A 22,470-nucleotide genomic window follows, 5' to 3' on the forward strand; every position below is an offset into this window, starting at 1 on the left:
CCTGGCGCACGCCGCGTAATCGCCCGATGAAATGCAGCCCTGCAGGCTCACACTTTCATCAGAAGGGGTAGCACGATGCGCGGAAGCAGGAAGTCCCACACCATCCACGTCGCTCCGATCACGCGCGCCATACGCGCGGCACTGACGGCCTCGGCGATCGCCCTTGTCGGAACCGGCGCCGTCCAAGCGGGCGACTGCGGCAACCTTGCGCAGGCCCAGCTGATCCGATGCGCCGCGCCTGACAGCGCGAGCGCGCCAGTCGTCGACCTGACCACCATCGCAGGTGGACATGCCCCCAGTTCGGTAGTGTCCGGCCAGGCAATCGCCGCCGGCACGCAGCCACTGCAGACGCTCAACATCACGGTCGTCAACAACGGCACGATCGGCGAGTCCGGCAGCGGCGACGTGATCGGCATCAATGCGGACTACGCCGGTGCCGAGCTCAGCGTCGTCAACAACGGCGAGATCTACGCCGAATCGGTCGACGGCATCGCGGACGGCATCTTTGCCTACGGCGCGGACGTCACAGTCAACAACAGCCTGCAGGGCGTGATCGAAGCCAACGGCTATACCTGGGCCGCCGGCATCGAGGCGCAGGGCGACTCGGTAACGGTGAACAACGTCGGCAGCATCAGTGCCAACGCAACCGCGTACGACACGGTGAATGGCATCTACGGTCACGCCTACGGCATCTACGCCGCCGGCGGTGGCGACGATGGCGTGGTGGTCAACAACCGCGGCTCGATCGAAGTGTCCGGGCCGTATGCCACCGGCATTTATGCCTACGGCGGCGGCGCGGGCGGCATCACCGTCACCAATCGCGGCGACATCACTGCGACCGCCGACAACGGCTTCGCCACCGGCATCAAGGCGGTGACGAATGTCGAAGGCAGCGATATCGATGTAGCCAACCGCGGCAGCATCGAAGCCACCGGCATGAACGGCGCGAGCGGCATTGTCGCCGTGGCGTCGGGCACCGGATCCTCGGCCAGCGTCAACAACACCGGCGACATCTACGCGGCCACGACCGTCTACTACTCCACGGCCGAAGGCATCGTGGCCTCGGCCGATGGCGACGCCAGCATCCGCAACAGCGGCACGATCACGGTCGGCTACGGCGACTACGCCTACGGTGCGCTTGCAATGTCGTTCGCCGGCGATGCCGACGTGCGCAACACGGGCGACATCACCGTCAACGGCGGCCTCAGCGGCTACGGCGTGCTGGCAGCATCGCAGAACGGCTATGCCGACGTATCCAACGCCGGCTCGATCACGGTCGACTCCAGTTTCGGCACCGCGGCCGGCATCAACGCCAGCAGCCTGGCCGGCAGTACGGTCGACAACAGCGGTGCGATCACCGCCACGGCCAACAAGTACGCATTCGGCGTGCTGGCCAACACCTCGCAGGGCGACACCGTCGTCGACAACAGCGGCTCGATCAGCACCGACGGCAAGTACAGCTTCGGCGTGCTCGCGCAGTCCGGCGATGGCAACGCCACGCTCTACAACAGCGGTGCGATCGCGGCGGTGGGCAAGTATGCCTACGGCACGACGGTCGCATCCAACTACGGCGACGCGGCGATCTTCAACGCCGAGGACGGCAGCCTGTCCGCCTACAGCGGCGACCTGCTGGCGGTAGGTGCGTTCGCCAACGCCAACAACGACGGCAACGCCTCGATCGACAATGCGGGCAGCATCAGCGCCAGTGGCGCAGGCTATGCGCAACTCGCCTACGGCGCGGTGGTGCAGGTCGACGCCGGCGATGCGCTGGTCACCAACAGCGGCGACATCAGCGCCGACAACAGCTACGGTTCGGCGCGCGGCGTGATCGTGCGTTCCTCGGCCGGCGGCGATGCGACGGTGGACAACGACGGCAACATCATCGTCACGGCGACCGGTACCGGCGAGTATCTGGCGTCCGACGCGATTGGCGTGTACGTGTACGTGCCGGGCGGCACGGCGACCGTCAACAACACCGGCTCGATCGCGGTCAGCTCCGCGTCGGGCCTGGCCGATGGCGTGTTCGCCGCCGGTGCGGTCGCGAATGTCGACAACTCCGGTTCGATCAGCGCCGACGGCTACACCTGGGGCGCGGGCATCGAGGCGCAGGGCGACGACGCGGCGTCGGTGACCAACACCGGCGACATCAGCGCGTCGGCGACCGCGTACGTGGTCGCTGATCCGGAAGCGGGCACCGAGGGCATCTACGGCCACGCCTACGGCATCTATGCCAGTGGCGGCGACGGCGGCGTCATGGTCGACAACCAGGGCTCGATTGCCGCGACCGGCCCGTATGCAACCGGCGTCTACGCTTACGGTGGCGGCATCGGTGGTGCCCAGGTCAGCAATTCCGGCGACATCACTGCCACGGCCGACAACGGTTTCGCCACCGGCATCAAGGCGGTGACCAGCGTCGAGTACAGCGACATCGCGATCGAGAACACCGAGAGCGGCAGCATCGTCGCCACCGGCATGAACGGCGCGAGCGGCATCGTCGCGCTGGCGACCGGCACCGGTTCGTCGGGCACGGTCGAGAACGCCGGCAGCATCTATGCGGCGACCACGGTGTACTACTCGTCGGCCGAAGGCATCGTGGTTTCGGCTGACGGCGACGCCAACATCGGCAACAGCGGCACCATCACCATCGGCTACGGCGATTACGCCTACGGCGGCCTGGCGCTGGCGTTCGCGGGCGATGCGAACGTGGACAACTCCGGTTCGGTCGTGGTCAACGGCGGCTTCGACGCGGTCGGATTCGCCGCCGCCTCGCAGAACGGCTATACCAACGTGACCAATGACGGCATGATCGAGACCTATGCGCGCTTCGGCGACGCCATCGGCATCGACGCCAGCAGCCTGGCCGGCACCCATGTCCAGAACAATGGCGACATCATCGCCACGGCCAACAAGTACGCGATCGGCGTGCTGGCCAACACCTCGCAGGGCGATACCGTCGTCGAAAACAGCGGCTCTATCAGCACCGATGGCAAGTACAGCTTCGGCGTACTGGCGCAGTCGGGCGATGGCGACGCCACGGTGTACAACACCGGCCTGCTGGCCGCGAGCGGCAAGTATTCCTATGGCGCGCTTGCCTCGTCGAACTATGGCGATGCCCTGATCAGCAACGCCGAAGGCGGCAGCCTGTCCTCCTATAGCGGCGACCTGCTGGCAGTGGGCGCATTCGCCAACGCCAACAACGACGGCAACGCCACGATCGACAATGCGGGCTCGATCGATGCCTTCGGCTCCGGCTATGCGCAGATCGCCTATGGCGCGGTGGTGCAGGTCGATGCCGGCGATGCGCTGGTCACCAACAGCGGCGACATCACCGCCGAAAACACCTATGGCGCGGCGCGTGGCGTGATCGTGCGTTCGAGCGCAGGCGGCGACGTCGGCGTGGACAACAGCGGCAGCATCAGCGCGATCGCGACCGGCTCCGGCGTCTACGAGGGCTATTACGGCACCTACACCATCAACACCGACGTGATCGGCGTCTACGCCTACGCGCCCGGTGCCACGGCCACCGTCACCAACAGCGGCGCGATCACGGTCAGCACCGAAGCCGGCCTGGCCGATGGCATCTTCGCGTCCGGCGCGGCGGCGTACGTCGACAACTCCGGTTCGATCACCGCCGACGGCTACACCTGGGGCGCGGGCATCGAGGCACAGGGCGACGACCTGGCCTGGGTCGACAACTCCGGCGACATCAGCGCCAGCGCCATCGCCTATGCGCCGGCCGATCCCGAAGCCGGGACCGAGGCCGTGTATGGCCATGCCTATGGCATCTATGCCAGCGGCGGCGACGGCGGCGTCTACGTCCGCAACACCGGCACGATTGCGGCAGTCGGTCCCTACGCGACCGGCATCCACAGCTACGGCAGCGGCATAGGCGGGATCTTCGTCGACAACCGCGGCGACGTGGCCGCGACCGCCGACAACGGCATCGCCAGCGGCATCAACGCGGTAACGGTTGCCCCCGGCAGCGATGTCGAGATCGCCAATCGCGGCAACATCGACGCCAGCGGTTACAACGCGGCCTCCGGCATTTCCGTGCTGGCCGGCGGCGAGGATTCCGGCATCGAGGTCAGCAACGCGGGCAGCATCAGCGCCATCGCCTCGCCCGACTACAAGTACGGCAATGCGGTCGGCGTGGCGGCTTCCGGCGACGGCGACGTCAGCATCCGCAACACCGCCGCCGGTTCGATCTACGCCAGCGGCGCCTACGCCTACGGCGTCCTGTCGCTGGCCTTCGCCGGCGACTCGGACGTGGTCAATGCCGGCGACATCACGTCCAACTCGACGGGCTCGTTCTATGCGTTCTCGTACGGCGTGGTTTCCTCCTCGCAGAACGGCACCGCTTCGGCGACCAATACCGGCAGCATCTCCGCCACCGCCGGTGGCCTGATCTCCGTTGCCCGCGGCATCGACGCCAGCGGCGTGGACGCGGACGTGGTCAATCGCGGCACCATCGAAACCGACGGCAAGTACAGCCGCGGCATCAACGCGGTCGCCAGCGCGGGCGACGTCGCAGTCCGCAACCAGGGCTCGATCTACGCCAGCGGCAAATACACCTATGGCGTGGCCGGCATCTCCACCGATGGCGACGTGCGCATCACCAATACCGCCGACGGCGTGGTCGATGCCTATACCTCCGGTGCAGTGGCGGTAGGCCTGCTGGGCATCTCCACCTATGACGACGTGGAAATCGTCAACGCCGGCAGCATCGCCTCGCATGGCGACTACGCCGGGCTGTCCGCTGGCGTATATGCGTCCTCGGACAACAACGACGTCTCGGTGATCAACCGCGGCACGATCGACGCCAGCAGCCTCTACGGCAATGCGTTCGGCGTGCTGGCCAACATCGGCAGCGACGACGAGCTGAGCATCGACAATCGTGGCGACATCTTCGCCACGTCGTCCGCAGCCAATGCGGTCGGCATCGACGGCAGTGCCGAGGGTGGTGGCGATGCGGTGTTGCGCAATCGCGCCACGATCGAAGCCACGACCAGCGTCGGCGATGCGATCGGCATCAGCGGTACTGCCGGTGGCGGCGGTGAACTGACCCTGGCCAACACCGCCAACGGCAGCATCACCGCGACCTCGGTCGACGGTGATGCGATCGGCCTGTACGGCGTGCTGACCGGCTCCGACGTCACCGTCAACAACGCCGGCAGCATCACGGTCTCCTCGACCAATGGTGCCGCCGACGCCATCCGCATCGTGGACGGTGCGCCCCTGGCGCCGGTCAACGCCACCATCGTCAACAGTGGCTCGATCACCGGTGCCATCGTCACCGGCGGCGGCAACGACGTGATCTCGAACTTGCGCGGAGGCGTCTGGCAGCTGGCCGGCACGGCCAGCAATTTCGGCGCCGGCAACAACCGCTTCAGCAACGCCGGTACGATCCGCGTCTCGGGTGCGAGCACCATCGACATGACCGACGGCAGCGCTGCGGCCCTGTCCGCCGCGTTGGCGCAGCCGAAGGGTGAGGCGTCGTTCAGCAACAACGGCGTCATCGACTTCCTCGACGGCGCCGCCGATGACAGTCTGACCATCACCGGTGGCTTTGGCGGTCGTGGTGACATCAACCTCGACGTGGGCCTGAGCAAGCAGGTCAACGACCAGCTGTTCGTGCAGGGCGGCGTCGGCAAGGGCACGCTCCAGCGCGTCAATGTCATGCTGCTCGACGGTTTGCCGAAATCGAGCGACGTCGGTACCGAGCTACAACTGGTGCACGTGTCCGGCGGCACCAGTCCGTCGGCATTCGTCGCCGGCAAGGTGCTCGGCATCTCGCCGCGCGACTTCCTGTCGATGGGCATGAACCTGTCCAACCAGCCCGACACCACGGCGGCCGCGGACGGCAACGGCAGTTCCTACCTGCTCTCGGTGGAGACCTACGTCAGCGGCCTGAACGCCGCCGGCGTGCTGGCCTCCTCCGCGGTGCTGGGCGTCGACAGCCTGATGACCAGCACGATCGGCAACTGGCGCGACCGCAACTACTCGCTTGCGGCCGCGGGTCGCCAGCCGGCGCTGAACAACATCAACCTGTGGGTGCGCGGTTTCCGCGACGAAAGCGGCATGAGCCCGGATCACCTGTCCGGCAACTTCGGCCAGCTGTCCAACTCGCGCTTGAGCCAGGACAACTACGGCACCGAGATGGGCGTGGAGTACCAGGCACTGAACGGCTTCCGGTTCGGTACGCTGTTCGCCAAGTCCGAAGGCAAGCAGTACCTGGTCGACGAGCACGGCATGGACACGATCCGCGGCAACACCCTGGGCCTGTACGGCACATGGGTTTCGCCGCTAGGTTTCTACGTCGACGCGTCCTGGCGCAGCATGCAGTTCGAAACCAACATCGATTCGATCGGCGGGCGCCAGCGCAGCGACGGCAATGCCACCACCACCAACCTCGAGGCTGGCTATACCTGGGGACTGGCGAATGGCCTGAACATCGAGCCGCAGTTGCGCTACACCGACACCTCGATCGACGGGATGAGCATCACCGGCGACCAGGCGACGTTCGAAAGCCAGGATGCGAAGTGGAGGCGCGCACATGCCGGCGTGTCGTTGTCGAAGACCTTCGGCAGCGCATCGGCATGGCGCTGGACGCCGTATAGCGAGTTCGGCGTGGTGCGCACGTTCGAAGGCATCGCCAACTACGCCATCAACGATGATTTCTTCGGCAACGTGATGACCGAGGGCACCAGTGCGCTGGTGAAGTTCGGACTCGGTGCGCAGAAGGGTCGTCTGTCGTGGAACGGCGGCCTCAACTGGATGGACGGCGCGGGCTTCGACGACGCCGTAGGCGGCCAGGTATCGCTGCAGTACGCCTGGTAAGTCGCAACCAGATGGCGGCCCGGTGGCGTTGCCACCGGGCCGCGTTCGCTCCGGAGCATCGTCGTCCACATGACGCGCGCATCGGAAGCGAATGTGCGAGCATTCGGACACGCGACACAGCTTAGGGAGATCGGCTTGACCGCCAAGACCAACGAGCGTGACGACGACGCCACCGTCGTGGCCGCTGCAGATGCCTCCGCCGCCGCGGGCAGCGAGCCGAAGGAACTCGAAACCGGGCTGCAGACGCCCGAACCGCCGGCCGCGAAGGCCGCGCCCGGCGCGAAGGTGGCCAAGCCGCCGGTGAAACAGGCCGGCCTCAAGGTCGAGAAGACCTGCTCGCGCAGCCTCGCCGGCTGGCTCGCCGCCAACCGCATATCGCTGGCGATCACCTCCTACCAGAGCGGACGCATCTACCTGGTCGGCAGCGACAAGCAGGGCCGGGTGTCGTTCTTCGAACGCATCTTCGAACGTGCGATGGGCGTGGTCGGCAATGCCCAGCGCATCTATCTCGGCAGCCTGTACCAGCTGTGGCGCTTCGAGAACGTGCTGCGTTCCAACGAAGTGATCCACGGCCAGTACGACAAGTGCTACGTGCCGCGCAACGCCCAGACCATCGGCGACCTCGACATCCACGAACTGGGCATCCGCAGCAACGGCAAGGTCGTGTTCGTCAACACCAAGTATTCCTGCCTGGCCGAGCTGAGCCAGACCCACAGCTTCAAGGCGATCTGGAAGCCGAAGTTCGTCAGCAAGCTGGCGCCGGAGGACCGTTGCCATCTCAACGGCCTGGCGATGGTCGATGGTCGGCCCAAGTACGTCACCGCGGTGTGCCGCAGCGACACGGTCGACGGCTGGCGCGACCGCCGCCACGACGGCGGCGTGGTGATCGACATCGAGACTGACGAGGTGGTGTGCGAGGGCCTGTCGATGCCCCACTCGCCGCGTTGGGCGAACGGCAAGCTGTGGGTGCTCAATGCCGGCACCGGCCATCTGGGTTGGGTCGACTTCGCCACCAAGAAGTTCGTTCCACTGGCGTTCTTCCCGGGCTTCCTGCGCGGGCTGTCGATCATCGGCAACGTCGCGGCGGTAGGTCTGTCCAAGCCGCGCAACCAGCGCTTCGAGGGGCTGGCGCTGGACGAGGAACTGCGCAAGCGCGATTCGGATCCATGGTGTGGGGTGCAGATCGTGTCGTTGACCAATGGCGATGTGTGCGACTGGATCCGGTTCGAAGGCGACATCACCGAGATATTCGACATCAGCTTCCTGCCCAACGTGCGCAACCCGATGATGATCGGCCTGCGTACCAGCGAGATCCGCGACCTGATCACGTTCGAATCCGAGATCCCGACGGAGGAAAAACCCGCATGAACCACACGCCATGGATCCCGGCGGCGCTCCTGGCCGTAGCGACGATGGCTTTCGCCGGCACGACGGTTGCGCAGACCCAGGCCGCGCCGGCGGCCGCCGTGCGATCGGCAAGCCCGACGACCGCTGCGAAGCCGGCGGCGTCCGCGCTGCGCGCCGAGCCGGTGCCGGCGCAGGTGGACGCCGCATTCAAGGCATTCGATACCGACCACAATGGCTCACTCAGCCTGGCCGAGTTCCGTACAGGCTGGCAAGCCTTGCGCCGCGGCGGCGCGCAGACCGGACAAGCGCGGCTGCAGCAACAGTTCAAGCAGCTCGACACCGACAAGGACGGTGGCATCGACCGCGACGAGTACCCCAACATGATGCTGGTCAAGCGTGCGGGTGGTTCGGCGCCGCCGTTCGCCGAGTTCGACAGCGACCGTTCGCAGAAGCTCGAATTCGCCGAATACGCTTCGCTCGTGCAGCGCCTGAGCGCCAGGCAGACCGGTAGCGCCCCTCCAACCAAGTAAATCGAGACATCGCCTGATGAGCAAGCGCGATCCCGTCACCTTCGACGTGACCCCCGTCTGGAAACAGGTGACGGCGGAACTGAAGACCGAACTGCTCGCATTCTGGAAGCACAACCACGCCATCGGCGACCCGACCCGTGCCGAGGCGCGCGCGAACGAGGCGGTATGCATCGCGCGCGGTGGCGACGGCGCGTTGTGCGCGGTCAGTACCGCGGTGATCCGCGTGCTGCCACGCCTGCGTCAGCCGATGTACTACTACCGCCTGTTCTTCTCCACGGCGGTACGGGGACAGGACCAGGTCATCCCGTTCTACAACAGGGCCAGGGAAGTGCTGCAGGCCTACAACGCGAGCCTGCCGGCGCCCGAATCCCTGGGCGTGCTGCTGGAACTGGAGAGCGGCTATCTGGGTGCGTACTACAAGCAGGCTTACGTGCCGGAAGCCGACTCGACCTTCATCGGTTATTCGCCGCGTGGCCTGCAGCTGCGGGTGTCGTATTTCGAAGGCGCCAGATTGATGGCGCCGACGCCATTACGACAGGCGGTCATGCAGCGCCGCTGAAATCCGCACGCGCAGCACGCGGGAGTGCATGCGGCTGCGTGCCTGCCGCGCAGGCCGTGACCTGCGATGCCAGCGGCCGCTGTCGTTAGGTGTTGTAGAAGAACTGCTCGAGCACGATCTTTCCGTCGCGTACCCGGTAGACGCAGATTTCCTGCATGTCGACCCGGCCCATGTCCTTGTAGGTCGCATCGATGCTCATCGCAAGGCTGAACCAGTCGCCGGCCACGATCGGATCGCCGACGCTGCCGCCATGGATGGCCACGATGTTCTCCTTCCACGTGCGTCCTTTCTCGCGGATCGCAGCCAGCCCGCTGACATTGCCCAGCGCCCCGGATTTCATGTCGTTCATCTCGATGCTGACCGCGTCATCGGCATAGAGTTCTTTCTGGGCCTGTTCGTACTTTCCTTCGCGGCACAGCGCGGCGAGGCGCTCGGCCACCTGCTGGGTATTCATCGGCGTGCTCCTGTGTTGGGAGCTGACAGTCTGGTTCAGATCTGCTGACAGCCTGTTGTCAGCAGTCGTTCCGCGAAGCGGAAGACGCTGCCATGGAGTGCCTTGGTCGCGACCTTGATTCGCATGGCCGTCGTTTCCTCCTATCGCAGTCGCAGCCGCTCCCGTAAGCAAGCGTCGGTCTGACCGCTACTGCACGATCGGCCGCAGCGGATGCGCTTCGGTGTTGAGCACCACCACGCCGGGATCGAGCGTTTCCGGCGCGGCATACAGCAGGTAGAAGTACTTGAAAGTTTCCGCCAGCACGAAGCTCTCCATGTCGTCGGCCTTTTCCTTGGTCACCACGCTCTTCAGCGCCGCGAAGCCGGCGTCGGTGCGGGTGTGCTTCACGAAGTCATCGAACATCACGCGGCCCATGTCGCGGTATGCCGGATCGGCGGTCAGGCGGTACAGGTACCAGGCCGATTCGACGATCTCCGGCCGCAGCGGATACGCGGCCTGCGTCACCACGCGCCTGCGATAGTCATAGGCTTCCGGTTCGATGCTGTGCACCTGCCACATCGCGAAGGACGAGGCCTGCAGCCGTTTGGCGCGGTCGAGATCGCCCGAGTACGCGAGCAGCCCGGGCATGAACGCATCCAGCGCACCGTATTGGCTCGACACGCGTCCGCCGGTGGCCATGTCGACGTGGCCGTACCAGAGCATGCCGTCGACTTCCTCGGGCAGGTAGCGATTCGCCGCGGCGATGCTGTCGTTCCACATCGCCAGGCAGTCGCGATCGCCGAACAGGCGCCAGCACTTCCACAGGTACTCGTAGTAGGAATCGATGCGCGCGCCGATGTGGGTTTTGGTGCGTGTCCAGTCTCCGGTTTCCACGTCGAAGCGCTCGCCGACCAGGCCGATCGGCGAACGCCGCCGGTAGGTTTCGACCAATGCACGCTTGGCCTTCTCGTAATAGACCGGCTTGCCGGTCAGTCGCGCCAGCGTGCCGTATTCGAGCAGCAGCGTGCCGGCTTCGGCCGGATTGCTTTCCGCGCCGTGGGCATTGCCGGTACGCAGGTTGACGTAGACGTACGGCAGGCCGGTCGGCGAATCGAAGGCTGGCAGCAGGCGCGTGCCAAGGTCGTCGGCCAGCGCCAGCAAGCGCGTGTCGCCGGTCATCTGGTAGGAAGACAGCAGGCCACCGAGCAGGCGGATCACGATCTCGAAATGCTTCACGTCGAGGTCGCGGTCGAACGATAGCTGCGTCGCGATCAGTTCGCGCGCCTCGTCGGCTTCCTTGTCCAGGCCCATGACCAGCAGCGTGTCCAGTGCATCCACTGGTGTCATCAACAGCGATTCGCCGTACCAGTCACGCGCGCCCTTGCTGAGCGGCAGCAGCGCATCGTGGCCCCAGGCATGCTGCTTGTAGCCGTTCCATGCATGCAGGAACTCGGCCTTCACCCGCGCTGCCATGGCCGCGTCGGCGCCTTGCCGCGCGAGTGCGGCGGCGACGGCAGCATCGCGTACGGCCGGCGCCTCGGTCGATGGCGGCTGCGAAGCGCAGGCGGCCAGCAACGACAACGCCAGTCCGGCGAAGAAGATATGCCGCATCGTTCTCATGCGCGTGCTCCGAAGGCAGTGGTGGTGCGCATCACTGCCAGTACGTCGTGGCAGGCGCCCATGGTGTGGTAGTCGGTCTTGCCGGCAGGGCTCTTCTCGTCGTTGTACTTCGCATTGCGACGGTCGAGGATGCGATACCAGGCGCCATGGCCGTGGTCGACCAGGTGCTGCCAGGCATAACGCCATGTGCGCTCGTACCAGTCGCGGTAACGGGCGTCGCCGGTCGCGGCGAACAGGCGCGCGGCGGCGGCGATCGCCTCGGCCTGTACCCAGAAATACTTGTCGTCGTCGCAGAACCACGTCGTGGCAGTGGCGACATCGGCCAGCGGTGTGCCGCGCGCCGGTGATGCGTGGCGAAGCGGTTCAGGCGCGAAGCCATAGACGATACCGCCGTATTCGCCGTCCCAGCCGTGCGCGAGCGCGGCGTCGAACAGGTGGCACGCGGTCGGCAACAACCACTGCGGTGCCGCATCGCGCGCGCCGAGGTGTTCGTGCAGCAGCACCAGCAGCTTGGCCCACTCGACCTGGTGGCCGGGCTGGAATCCCCACGGGCGGAACAGATGCTTCGGATCGTCGCGGTGGTAGTCCCAGTCGACGTTCCAGTCGCGATCGTAATGTTCCCAGACCAGTCCACCGGCGCGTGCGGCCTGGCGACGGGTCATGTGGTCGGCCAGCAGCAGCGCACGTTGCAGGTAACGTGCTTCGCCACTGGCTTCGAACGCAGCGATCAACGCCTCGCACAGGTGCATGTTGGCGTTCTGGCCGCGATAGTCCGAGAAATGCCAGTCGACATCGGCCTCGTCACGGTAAAGCCCGGCATCGGCATCCCAGAACCGCGTTTCCAGCAACGCCCAGGTTTCGTCCATCCATGCAGCGGTGTCGATGCCGGCCTTGCGCGCGCTGGCATAGGCCAGCATCACGAAGGCGATGCCATAGGCGTGTCGGGTGCGGTCCTCTGGCCGGCCATCGCGCAAGGTCCACGCATAGCCACCGCCAGCCGCGTCGCGATGCACGTCGCGCAGGTAGCGCAGGCCATGCGCGGCGGCATCGAGGTATTCGCGTGCCAGACGCTCGCCGGCGAATTCCCGCGCCGCCATCGCGTAATTGAAGACAAAACGCGTGCTGCTGACGAGATGCCGATGCGACGCATCGTAGACATTGCCGTCGTCGCGGAAGTAGTGGAAGAAGCCGCCTTCCGGATCGATCGCGCGTGGATGGTAGAACGCCATCGTGTCGGCGATATGCGCACGCAGCATCGCGGGATCCGCGAAGTCGGGCGTCGGCGTGGCGGGCAGGTTCAAGGGGCGTTCTCCAGCAGGGCTTGCACGTCGGCGCGATCGGGCATTGCCGCAAAGGCGCCGAAACGCGTGGTGGCCAGTGCACCGCTTGCGGCGGCATTGCGCAGCAGGTCGTCGCGCACGGCGGCGTCCGCGAATGCGCCGCCGAAGTCGTCGGCGCGCAGCCCATGCGCGACGATACGATTCAACAGTCCCGCGACGAAGGCGTCGCCGGCAGCAGTGGTGTCGATCGGATCGACAGCGAATGTCGCCGCCGTGCCGCGTGCCGAACGCGTCCACCAGCGGATCGGTGCGGCACCATCGGTGACCACCACGGCCTGCGCCGCATGCGCGAACAGCCGTTCTCTGACATCGTGCTCATGGGTGCCGCGCGAGAGGAAAGCCAGTTCCTCGCGGCTGAGTTTCACCAGGTGCGCGCGTTCCAGTGCGCGCCACAGCGTTGGCAACGGATCGCTGTCGCGCGGCCACAGTGCCGCCCGCAGGTTGAGATCGAAGCTGACCAGTGCGCCCGCATCAGTCGCCAGTTGCATGCCATGCAGGGTGCTGTCCGCGATGCCGGGCTCGGTGAGACTGTTGGAGCAGGCGTGGAAGATCGCCAGTTCGCGGAAAGCGGCGCTATCGAAATCCTCCGGACGGAACAGCAGGTCGGCTGCCGGCGGGCGATAGAAGTTGAAACTGCGTTCGCCGTCAGCGGCCAGCGACACGAATGCAAGCGCGGTCCGCGCCGCATCGGTACGGCGGACCTGTGCGACATCGACGCCATGGGCGCGGAACTGCGACAGCAGGGAATCGCCGAACATGTCTTCGCTCAGCATGCCGATGAAACCGGCGTTGCCGCCGAGTCTCGCCACGCCGACCGCGACGTTGGCCGGCGCGCCGCCGGCGTGTTCGGTGAACTGCCGCGGCGCGCCGTCGGTCGTCGTGGGGCTGGCGAGGAAGTCGATCAGCGCCTCGCCGAAGCAGGCAATGGTGGTGCGCGCGGCGGCCATCAGCACGTGCGCCGGATCGATCGTTCGATCGCGGGATGCGGCGAGTGGCGATGGATCATGCAGAGGCTCCGTTGGACAGTGTCGGTGCGACCACGCTGCTGGCGCGCACACGCAGCTGCACTGGCGCGACGATCCGGCGCGGCAGGTCGCTGTCGCCACGCAAGCGTGCCAGTATCAGGCGCGCGGCCTGCATGCCGCGTTCGCGCGGCGCGACGGCGATGGTGGAAAGCGGAGGCGTTGACACCGCGGCCTCGGGGATGTCGTCGAAACCGACCACCGCAAAATCACGGCCGGCCTGGCGTCCGCGTGCGGCAAGGCCGCCGATCAGCCCGAGCGCGACCGCGTCGTTGTAGCAGACCGCCGCGGTCGGGGCAGGATCGCGCGCGAACAGCGCGCCCGTCTGACGCGTGGCTTCGAGTCGGGTCGGCGCACATTCCACCAGCCATTGCGGATCCGGCTCGATGCCGGCGGCGGCGAGTGCATCGCGATAACCGGCGCGTCGTTCGCTGCAGGAACTGGAGTCGCGATGGCCGCCGAAGAACGCGATCGCGCGATGTCCTTGCGCCAGCAGGTGTTCGGTCGCCATGCGCGCGCCGTTGCGGTTGTCCAGCGCCAGGAAGTCCCAGCCATCGCCCGGTTCGTCATCGCCGAGCGCGCGGTTGAACACCAGCACCGGCATGCGCGTGCCCAGCAGCCGTTGCAGGCGCGCGGGCTCGCTGTGTTCGGCGGGCGACAGGATCAACGCGGCCGGATCGTGTTCGATCAGCGAAGCGAGTACCGCCTGCTGGCGCTGCGGCGACTCGCCGGTGCTGCCGAGCAGCATCACGTAGCCGGCCTCGGCCAGCACCGCATCGACGCCGCCTGCGAACTCGGCGAAGAACGGATTCGACAGGTCGTTGAGCACCAGCGCCACCGCGTTCGAAGTGCCCCGGCGCAGGCTGGCCGCGCCGCGGTGGTAGACGTAGCCTTGGCGGACGATTTCGGCCTGCACCCGGGCGCGGGTATCGGCGTGCACCAGCGGGCTTTCGCGCAGGACCAGCGAGACCGTGGCACGCGACACGCCGCATCCGGCGGCGATGTCGGACACGGTGACGCGCTTGGCCTGGGCGGAGTTCATCGACATGATTTAGATCGGTCCAATTGCACTGCATCCTGCCGGCAAACCCGCCACATGGCATTTTGCGGTGCAGCATGCCGACCTCGCAGGCGGATGCTAGGGTTGTATTTTGGACCGATCCAAACAGGCGGGGACAGGCATGACGAAGGCCAGGGCAGGTGCGGTGATGGCAGTGGGCATCTCCTTGTTGGTCGGCGCCCTTGCCGCGCCTGCGGCTGCGCCCGCGGGCGATGCCGGGATCCGCGCCGTTGCCGCCGTCGACCCGTTCATCGGCACCGGAGGCGAGGGCCACACTTTCCCCGGCGCGGTGGTGCCGTTCGGCATGGTCCAGCTTAGTCCGGACACGCGCATCCAGCCGCGCAAGGACGCCTACGACTGGGCCGCCGGCTACCGCCATGACGACCGCAGCATCGTCGGCTTCTCGCACACGCATTTTTCCGGCACCGGTCATTCCGATCTCGGCGACGTACTGCTGATGCCGATCGCGGGCGACGTGCGGCTGGAGCGCGGCGACGCCGACAAGCCCGGCAGCGGCTACACCTCGCGATTCCGTCACGACGACGAACGCGCCGAGCCCGGCTACTACGCCGTCACTCTCGACGATTACGGCGTGCGCGCCGAACTGACCGCAACCGCGCGCGTCGGCGTGCATCGCTACACGTTCCCGCAGGGCAAGCCGGCGCACGTGCTGGTCGACCTGCGCACCAGCATGTACGACTACCCCGGCAAGGTGCAGTGGTCGCGCCTGCGGCTGCAACCGGACGGTACCGTGACCGGCTTCCGCGAGACCCGCGGCTGGGCGCCGGGCCGCCAGCTCTATTTCGCGATGCGTTTCTCGCGTCCGGTCAAGGGCCATGCCTTCCACGACACCGAGCAGGACGTCGCGTACAAGGGCTTCCCGCCGCCGGGCGACAAGGATCCAGCGCAGCGCGCGCAGATCGAAGGCCGCCAGCTGGTCGGCACGTTCGACTTCGGCGACGCATCGCGCGAGCCGCTGCTGGTGAAGGTGTCGATCTCGCCGGTCAGCGAGGCCGGTGCGATCGCCAATCTTGATGCCGAAGTGCCGGCCTGGGATTTCGACGGCGTGCGCACCGCCGCGAAGGCGCAATGGGCGCAGGCATTGGGTGCGATCGACATCGATGCGCCGGAACCGATGCGCAAGAGCTTCTACACAGCGCTCTATCACGCCTTCATGGGGCCGAGCCTGTTCATGGACAGCGACGGCCGTTATCGCGGTCCCGACAATGCCGTGCACCAGGCCAAGGGCTACACCCACTATTCGACGTTCTCGTTGTGGGACACCTATCGCGCGCTGCACCCGCTGCTGACCCTGGTGCAACCGGAGCAGCGCAACAACGACATCGTCAACTCGCTGCTCGCCTCGCGTCGCGAAAGTCCGTACGGCGTTCTGCCGGTATGGTCGTTCCATGGCCTGGAGACGTGGTGCATGATCGGCTACCACGCCGTGCCGGTGATCGCCGACGCCTACATGAAAGGCATCCGCGGCTACGACGCCGACGAGGCGCTCGAGGCGATGGTGGCGAGCGCCAGCTACGGTCCCTACGACGGCGTCCGCCAGTACATGGAACTCGGCTACGTGCCGATCGACGAGGAAGGCGAGGCCGCGTCGAAGACGCTGGAATATGCGTTCGACGACTGGACGATCGCGCGCATGGCCGCCGAAATGGGGCGCAAGGACATCGCCGCCACCTTCGAAAAGCGCGCCGCGAACTGGAAGCATGCCTTCGATCCCAAGACCGGCTACATGCGCGCGCGCAAGCGCGATGGCAGTTTCCGTGAACCCTTCGATCCCGATGCCAGCGGCTACGGCACCGACTATACCGAAGGCAACGCCTGGCAGTACTCGTGGTACGTGCCGCAGGACGTGGCCGGACTCGCACAGGCGCACGGCGGCGCGGACAGCTTGCTGGCCAGGCTCGACGAGGTTTTCGACGCCAAGGTCGAACCGTCGGTGTTCGAGCACATGGAAGACATCACCGGCCTGATCGGCTGGTATGCGCACGGCAACGAGCCCAGCCACCACGTCGCCTACCTGTACGCATATGCCGGACAACCGTGGCGCACGCAGGCGCGCGTCAAGCAGATCGTGGATACGCAATACAAGCCGACGCCCGACGGCCTGGCCGGCAACGACGACCTCGGCCAGATGTCGGCGTGGTACGTATTTACCGTGCTCGGCTTCTATCCGGTCGCGCCGGGCAGCAACGAATACATCATCGGCCGCCCGTTCCTGCCGCGCGCCACCCTCAACCTGCCCAATGGCAAGCGCTTCACCATTGTCGCCGACGGACTCGACGACGCGCATCCCTACATCGGCAGCGCGACACTGGACGGCAAGCCGCTCGACCGCGCCTTCCTGCGCCACGAGGAGATCATGGCCGGCGGCGAGCTGCGCTTCACCATGCAGGCCGAACCGAACCGCGAGTGGGGCACGCATCCGTCCCAGCAGCCGTATTCGCTGTCGCGGCGCTGAGCGCGCATCACTTGGCAACATGGCTGCGGGCCCCGCGCTCCTCTAAACTACGCGCGCAGTTCGGGCCTATAGCTCAATGGTTAGAGCAGAGGACTCATAATCCTTTGGTTCCAGGTTCGAGTCCTGGTGGGCCCACCATCGCGTCATCGGTTGACCGGTGTCGCGTTTAGCGAAACGCCTATCGTGAGTCGAGCGCGGCTGGCGAATGCATTTTCGTCGATGTTTGGCGACGTCCTACCAGACTGGACATTTCGAAACCTCCGGAACGCTTTCGCAGTCTCTTGCCCGACGGCGCCCGATCTGGTGGACTGCGTCGCTCCGGAGCAGGGAGTTGAAGCGATAGCATGCGCCTGCGCCACATCGAACTTTTCCATGCGGTACTGACGACCGGGAGCCTGACCGGCGCGGCGCGGATGCTGAGCATCTCGCAACCGGCCGCCAGCAAGGTGCTGCAGCATGCCGAACAGCAGCTCGGATTCGCGCTGTTCAGCCGCGTGCGCGGGCGCCTGCTGCCGACCCAGGAAGCGCTGTTGCTGCGCCATCGCGCCGAGAAGATCGTCCAGGAAATGCACGACCTGCAGCGCCTGACGGCGAACATCGGACGATCGGAGAGCCTGCCGTTGCGCGTCACCTGCACGCCAACGCTGGCGCACATGCTGGTTCCGAAAGCGGCGACGCTGCTGCGCACGGATTTTCCTGGATCGACGACCGAGCTGTTCACCCAGCACTCGGCGGAGATGCGTGAGTCGCTGATGCTGCACGAGGCCGACATCGGCCTCACCCTGCAGGACGCCGGTCATCAGGGCCTGCGCCAAGAGGCGTTGTGCCACGGCCGCATCATGCTCATCGCGCCGCCGGGGTGGTGGCCGGAAAAGGAACTATCGCGCCCCGTGCCGATCGCCGCGTTGGCCGGACAACCGATGGTCGGCATCACCGTGCACGATGCGTTAGGCCGCATGCTGCAAAGCCATCTGCAGCAGGTGGACCCTGCGCCATGCGTTTCGGTCTGGGTGCAGACCTACCAGCTGGCGCGTGCGTTGGTTGCGCAAGGCCATGGCCTTGCACTGGTAGACCCGTTCACCGCCTGGCGCACCGACGGCGACGAGGTGCAGATGCGACCGCTGAAACTGGAACTGGACGTGACGCTATATGCCGTCCACCGCCTCGACAGCCCGTTGAATCCGGTGCAGAAGCGGTTTCTGGCCCATGTGCGCCGGCTGGCGCAGAAGATGCTGTCGTACGTTTGATCGGCGATCGATCTTCCGGGCAAGAGTTCAAGCTGCTTCTGTAGGTGCGAATTCATTCGCACGCTTTGCGGCAAGAGCGTGCGAATGAATTCGCACCGACGATTTCTGCAAATTGCAGCTTCCGATCGCGATCGGTTCCGTGTGCCGCTCGCTGCGCATTTTCCATAACCCAGGGTTATGGATTCACCGGTTCTTTTCATTGGAGGCGCGCTAGCGCCCGTGCCTATGCTGCGGCTAGACACGTCCGGGGGACGCGTGATGTTCGACCGCAGCGCGCGACGATCGATGGCAACGCAAAAACTCGCTTCGCCGTCATGCAGGCATTCCCTTATCGGCCGCGCGATGCTGGCGTTGGCACTGGCCGCACTCGGCCTGTCGGCGCAGGCGCGCGATGTTACCAAGCCCGGAGCGGCCGGTATCGCCAGCGCCAACGCGTTAGCCACCGAAGCCGGCTTCGAGACGCTGGCCCGAGGTGGCAATGCCGTCGATGCGGCAGTCGCGGTCGCGACGTCGCTGTCGGTAGTGCAGCCGGAAGCGTCCGGCATGGGCGGCGGCTTCCTGGCGCTGATCCACGATGCCGCCACCGGCAAGAACATTTTCGTGGACGCGCGCGAAAGGGCGCCGAAGGCCGTGCGCGAGTCGGATTATCTGAAGGCGGACGGCACGCCTAATCGCGATACTTCGCTCAACGGTCCGCTCGCGGCCGGCATTCCGGGTTTTCCCGCGGGGCTGGCGCATATTTCAAGCAAGTACGGCAAGTTGCCCTTGGCCGAATCGCTGCGCCCGGCGATCAAGCTGGGCGAGGAGGGATTCCGTCCTACCGCGGCGCTGGCCAGTTCGATCGAGCGCAAGGCCGAGGTGCTGCGTCGTTATCCCGCGTCGGTGCGCAAATTCATGCCGGGTGGGAAACCACCGCAGACCGACGGCATCTTCCGCGACCCCGACCAGGCACGCACGTTGCGGACGATGGCCGAGCGCGGCGCGGATGGTTTCTACAAAGGCGAAGTCGCTCAAGAAATGGTGAGAGCGGTGAAAGCCGCCGGAGGCACCTGGACGCTCGAGGACCTGGCCGCGTACCAGGCCAAGGAACGCGCGCCGATCGAACTGGCTTTCGACGGCCACACGGTAATCACCGCGCCGCCGCCTTCGTCCGGCGGCGTGGCGATCGCCGAGATGCTGAACATCCTGGCGCCGATCGATCTCGAGCGACTCTGCGAAACCGAGCGCACCCATTACCTGATCGAGGCGATGCGTCGCGCGTTCCGCGACCACAACCAATATCTCGGCGATCCGGACTTCGTCGACATGCCGCTGGACATGCTGCTGTCGCGGCACTACGCCGACGGGCTGCGGCAAAGCATCCTGCGCGACCGCGCGACCAAGTCCGAATGGCTGCCGGCCGCCCACGCGCCAGAGCCGGGCATGCACACCACCCATTTCTCGATCATCGACAAGGACGGCAACATGGTGTCGATGACGGCCACGGTCAACACGAGCCTGGGTTCGGGCTTCGTGGCGGGCACGTCCGGCATCCTGCTCAACAACGAGATGGACGACTTCGCGCTGGTGTCGGGCCAGCCCAATGCATTCGGGCTGATCGGCGGCTCGGCCAACGCGCCGGTGGGCGGCAAGCGGATGCTGTCCTCGATGTCGCCGAGCTTCGTCATCGGCAAGGACCGGCTGGCGGTCATCGGCTCGCCAGGCGGATCGACCATCATCACCCAGGTGCTCGTAGGCATTCTCGCTTTCATCGAGGGCAAGAGCGCCGGCGAGATCACCGCGCAAAAACGCATCCACCATCAGTACCTGCCGGACCGCGTCGACTACGAACCGGGCAGCCTGTCCGAAGAGGCGATCGCCAAGCTGCGTGCGATGGGCCACACGCTCAACGAACGGCGCCCGTGGGGCAACATGAACGTGGTGACCTGGGACAAGGTCGCCCACCGTCTGTCGGCGGCCAGCGACCCGCGCAGCAGCGCCGGTATGGGCAAGGTCGAAGCAGTGAAATGACGGCGAAGAACGCCGGAGCAGCTACGCCATGAGACGCGGCATCGCCGCGGCGATGGGGTGCCTGCTGGCCGTGACAGCGTCCAGCGCCGCGCAGGTCACACCGAACACGCCCGACATACCGGCGCACTTCGCCTTTCCCGCCTCGATGTTCGACTACACCGTGCGCGAGGAAATGATCCCGATGCGCGACGGCGCGCGGCTCTACACCGTCGTCGTCGTTCCCAACGGCGCCAGCGATGCGCCGATGGTGCTCACGCGCACGCCCTACAGCGCGCGTCAGTTGGCGTTGGGCAAGCGCGCGCGCCTGCTGCGCGACGCGCTGCCGCTCGGCGACGACGTGTTCGTCGAGTCCGGCTACATCCGCATCTACCAGGACGTACGCGGCAAGTACGGCTCGGAGGGCGACTACTTCATGGCGCCGCCGCTGCGCGGCACCATCAACGACGCCAAGGTGGACGATTCCACCGACGCCTGGGACACGATCGACTGGCTGGTGAAGCACGTGCCCGAGTCGAACGGCCGGGTCGGCATGGTCGGCCATTCGTACGACGGCTTCACCGTCGCGATGGCGTTGATCGATCCGCATCCGGCGTTGAAAGTGGCGGCGCCCGAGAACCCGCAGATCGACGGCTGGATGGGCGACGACTGGTTTCACCACGGTGCGTTCCGCAACGTCAACCTCGGATACTTCACCGGCCAGACATCGACCAAGGGCAAAGGCCCGTCGATTCCCAAGCCGGCCTACGACGACTACACCACGTATCTGCAGGCCGGATCGGCCGGCGACTACGCCCGTGCCGCCGGCCTGGAGCAGTTGCCGTTCTGGCAGAAGATCATCGCGCATCCGGCTTACGACGCGTTCTGGAGCGAGCAGGCGGTCGATCGCATCCTCGCTTCGCGGCCGTTGAAGGTGCCGACGATGTGGGTGCACGGCCTATGGGATCACGTCGACATGTGGGGTGCGCCGCACGCCTACGCGGCGGTCGAACCCAAGGACCGCCGCAACGACATGAACTACCTGGTGATGGGGCCGTGGTACCACGGCCAGCAGAGTCTCAACGGTTCGACGCTGGGCGTGTTCAAGTGGAGCGGCGACACGTCGCGGCAATTCCGCGAGGAGATGCTCAAGCCGTTCTTCGACAGCCACCTGGTCGACGGCGCGCCGAAGGCGACGCTGGCGCCGGTGAACGTGTACAACGCCGGCAGCAACCGCTGGGAACAGGCGCAACGTTGGCCGTTGGCCTGCGCCGCGGGTTGCGCGACAAAATCCACGCCGATCTATTTGCGCGCCTGCGGCCGTTTGGATTTCGCACCGCCGGCGATAGGCGAGGCCGAATCCGACGGCTACGTCTCCGATCCGCTGCGTCCGGTGCCGAACCTGCCGCGGCCGAACGGCGTCGCCGATGCCGATGTCCGGATAGCGTGGGCGGTCGCCGACCAGCGTTTCGTCGACGGCCGGCCCGACGTGCTCAGCTTCGTATCCGAACCGCTGACCGAACCCGTGCAGATGTCCGGCGCGCCGACCGTCGACCTGTACGCGTCCACCAGCGGCAGCGACAGTGATTGGGTGGTGAAGATCATCGACGTGTACCCCTACACGTATCCGTCCGACCCGCCGATGGGCGGCTATCAGTTCCCGCTGTCGATGGACATCTTCCGCGGCCGCTACCGCACCGACTTCGCGCGGCCCGCGCGCATCGAACCGGACAAACCGCAGCGCTACGCGTTCGCGCTGCCGAACATCCACCATCTGTTCCGGCCGGGCCATCGGATCATGGTGCAGGTGCAGTCCAGCTGGTTCCCGCTTTACGACCGCAACCCGCAAACCTACGTCGACAGCATTTTCTTCGCCAAGCCGGGGGACTACCGGCAGGCATCGCAAAAGATCTGGCATACGCCTTCGCAACCGAGCTCGATCGGCTTGCCGATCGTTCCACGGGGGCGGCATTAGCAACGACCGATCCGCATCGTCCGACACCGCCGCATTCG

13 protein-coding genes and 1 tRNA gene are annotated in these 22,470 nt (G+C 66.2%); 9 read left to right on the plus strand and 5 right to left on the minus strand.

Translation table 11 applies throughout. The features are described from left to right. Positions 1-75 precede the first annotated feature (75 nt). The 4 genes from IP90_RS11250 to IP90_RS11265 all read left to right on the plus strand — a co-directional run bounded on the left by IP90_RS11250 (position 76) and on the right by IP90_RS11265 (position 9,273). Entirely contained in the window at positions 76-6,837 is a 6,762-nt protein-coding gene (locus tag IP90_RS11250; protein ID WP_144899749.1) for a hypothetical protein, read from the plus strand. A gap of 135 nt (positions 6,838-6,972) precedes the next feature. Next, positions 6,973-8,205: a TIGR03032 family protein gene (locus IP90_RS11255; protein WP_242007564.1), complete on the plus strand. Its 1,233-nt coding sequence runs from the start codon at positions 6,973-6,975 to the stop codon at positions 8,203-8,205. Continuing rightward, the gene (locus IP90_RS11260; RefSeq protein WP_144899750.1) at positions 8,202-8,714 is read left to right on the plus strand and encodes an EF-hand domain-containing protein; all 513 of its coding nucleotides are present in this window, start codon (positions 8,202-8,204) and stop codon (positions 8,712-8,714) included. Before IP90_RS11255 ends, IP90_RS11260 begins: the two co-directional genes overlap by 4 nt. Positions 8,715-8,730: 16 nt before the next feature. Further along, complete coding sequence (locus IP90_RS11265; RefSeq protein ID WP_144899751.1) at positions 8,731-9,273, plus strand: hypothetical protein; 543 nt, start codon at positions 8,731-8,733, stop codon at positions 9,271-9,273. An 85-nt stretch (positions 9,274-9,358) separates the two neighbouring features. On the opposite strand, the gene IP90_RS11270 is transcribed toward IP90_RS11265, so the two are convergent. The 5 genes from IP90_RS11270 to IP90_RS11290 all read right to left on the minus strand — a co-directional run bounded on the left by IP90_RS11270 (position 9,359) and on the right by IP90_RS11290 (position 14,736). Further along, positions 9,359-9,727 carry a nuclear transport factor 2 family protein gene (locus IP90_RS11270; protein WP_144899752.1) on the minus strand — a complete coding sequence of 123 codons (369 nt, stop codon included), beginning with the start codon at positions 9,725-9,727 and terminating at the stop codon, positions 9,359-9,361. A gap of 186 nt (positions 9,728-9,913) precedes the next feature. Next, positions 9,914-11,326: a glycoside hydrolase family 47 protein gene (locus tag IP90_RS11275; RefSeq protein WP_242007565.1), complete on the minus strand. Its 1,413-nt coding sequence runs from the start codon at positions 11,324-11,326 to the stop codon at positions 9,914-9,916. After that, positions 11,323-12,627, minus strand: coding sequence for an AGE family epimerase/isomerase (locus tag IP90_RS11280; protein WP_242007566.1), 1,305 nt, complete (start codon positions 12,625-12,627; stop codon positions 11,323-11,325). Before IP90_RS11280 ends, IP90_RS11275 begins: the two co-directional genes overlap by 4 nt. Then, entirely contained in the window at positions 12,624-13,613 is a 990-nt protein-coding gene (locus IP90_RS11285; protein ID WP_144899963.1) for a carbohydrate kinase family protein, read from the minus strand. The genes IP90_RS11280 and IP90_RS11285 overlap by 4 nt, the downstream gene beginning before the upstream one ends. Positions 13,614-13,668: 55 nt before the next feature. After that, on the minus strand, positions 13,669-14,736 hold the full coding sequence (locus tag IP90_RS11290; RefSeq protein WP_144899753.1) for a LacI family DNA-binding transcriptional regulator: 1,068 nt from the start codon (positions 14,734-14,736) through the stop codon (positions 13,669-13,671). A gap of 160 nt (positions 14,737-14,896) precedes the next feature. Here IP90_RS11290 and IP90_RS11295 point away from each other — a divergent pair, with 160 nt between their 5' ends. The 5 genes from IP90_RS11295 (at position 14,897) to IP90_RS11315 (ending at position 22,432) form a co-directional block, all read left to right on the plus strand. Continuing rightward, positions 14,897-17,224, plus strand: a complete 2,328-nt coding sequence (locus IP90_RS11295; RefSeq protein ID WP_425477109.1) for a GH92 family glycosyl hydrolase — start codon at positions 14,897-14,899, stop codon at positions 17,222-17,224. Positions 17,225-17,286: 62 nt separating this feature from the next. After that, positions 17,287-17,362 (plus strand) — tRNA-Ile (locus IP90_RS11300). Positions 17,363-17,568: 206 nt separating this feature from the next. Next, positions 17,569-18,471: a LysR family transcriptional regulator gene (locus tag IP90_RS11305; RefSeq protein WP_144899755.1), complete on the plus strand. Its 903-nt coding sequence runs from the start codon at positions 17,569-17,571 to the stop codon at positions 18,469-18,471. A gap of 285 nt (positions 18,472-18,756) precedes the next feature. After that, entirely contained in the window at positions 18,757-20,481 is a 1,725-nt protein-coding gene (gene ggt, locus IP90_RS11310; RefSeq protein ID WP_144899964.1) for a gamma-glutamyltransferase, read from the plus strand. 28 nt (positions 20,482-20,509) lie between these two features. Continuing rightward, positions 20,510-22,432 (plus strand): CocE/NonD family hydrolase, encoded by a 1,923-nt coding sequence (locus tag IP90_RS11315; RefSeq protein WP_144899756.1) that lies wholly within the window; start codon positions 20,510-20,512, stop codon positions 22,430-22,432. Positions 22,433-22,470: the final 38 nt, after the last annotated feature.

The sequence above is a fragment of the Luteimonas cucumeris genome (assembly GCF_007830035.1).
Lineage (GTDB): Bacteria > Pseudomonadota > Gammaproteobacteria > Xanthomonadales > Xanthomonadaceae > Luteimonas_C > Luteimonas_C cucumeris.